The organism is Phocaeicola sp. HCN-40430 (assembly GCF_037890285.1).
GTDB lineage: Bacteria > Bacteroidota > Bacteroidia > Bacteroidales > Bacteroidaceae > Phocaeicola > Phocaeicola acetigenes.
Window position 1 is genome coordinate 1 of record NZ_JBBKBS010000064.1, and the last position, 758, is coordinate 758.

At 50.1% G+C, this 758-nt stretch carries 1 protein-coding gene; it reads left to right on the plus strand.

Annotated features, from left to right (window positions below):
* Positions 1-64: 64 nt before the first annotated feature.
* Entirely contained in the window at positions 65-676 is a 612-nt protein-coding gene (locus WKU26_RS12600; RefSeq protein ID WP_340322306.1) for a hypothetical protein, read from the plus strand.
* Positions 677-758 lie beyond the last annotated feature (82 nt).

Sequence of the window (758 nt, forward strand, 5' to 3'; positions counted from 1 at the left end):
CAAGTTCACATTCTCTGTCTTGCCAAAAGAATGAAATACTTGCGAAACATCAACCCCAATCGCCATGCAATTCATTTCCTCCACTCTTGTGGAATTTGAACAGCCGGACCTCATTCCCGTAGAATCCGGAAAGCTCCTTTCCCAAATGCGGAAAATGCAAGCTTTCCATTACGAGCTGTACGACTCGTACCTGCGCGGAGGAAAATACATCGTCCGTTACATGTTCTATACCCTCTCTGCAGTGAAACGGGTCACCCGTGCACAGCTCCGCAAGCAGTTTGCAGCCATCAGCCGGAAAGCCGAATCGGTTCTTCCCGAAGACATGCAGGCCCTGCGCGAAGAAGCCGGGAAAAAAGAAATCGTGCTCTACACAGACGGGAGCTTTTCACAGGAAGAGGCACTCCGGAACCTCCGTCAGGCAGGACTGTCACAGCCCGTACAGATCTTCACGGAGACCGAAGCCGGCACTTTGCCCGAGCTCAAGAAAGCCGTCTTCTATGCCTTCCGCAAAGACGCCTTCCTCCTGCTGGCACACAACCCCGAACTGCTCAGCCGGCCCCTCTTCTATCAGATTGTGGAAGAATACCAGATTCCTCTGCGAAGCCTCACATTCCCCTGGATGTGCCGCAGAAACCTCAAACTCATGCAGGCGATGACGCTTTACACATTAGTGTAAGTTTGTGAGTTTGTTAGTTTTTGAGTTTGCGTATGAGAACATCAACAAACTTAAGATGAGTTTTTTAGTTCTTGAGTTGATG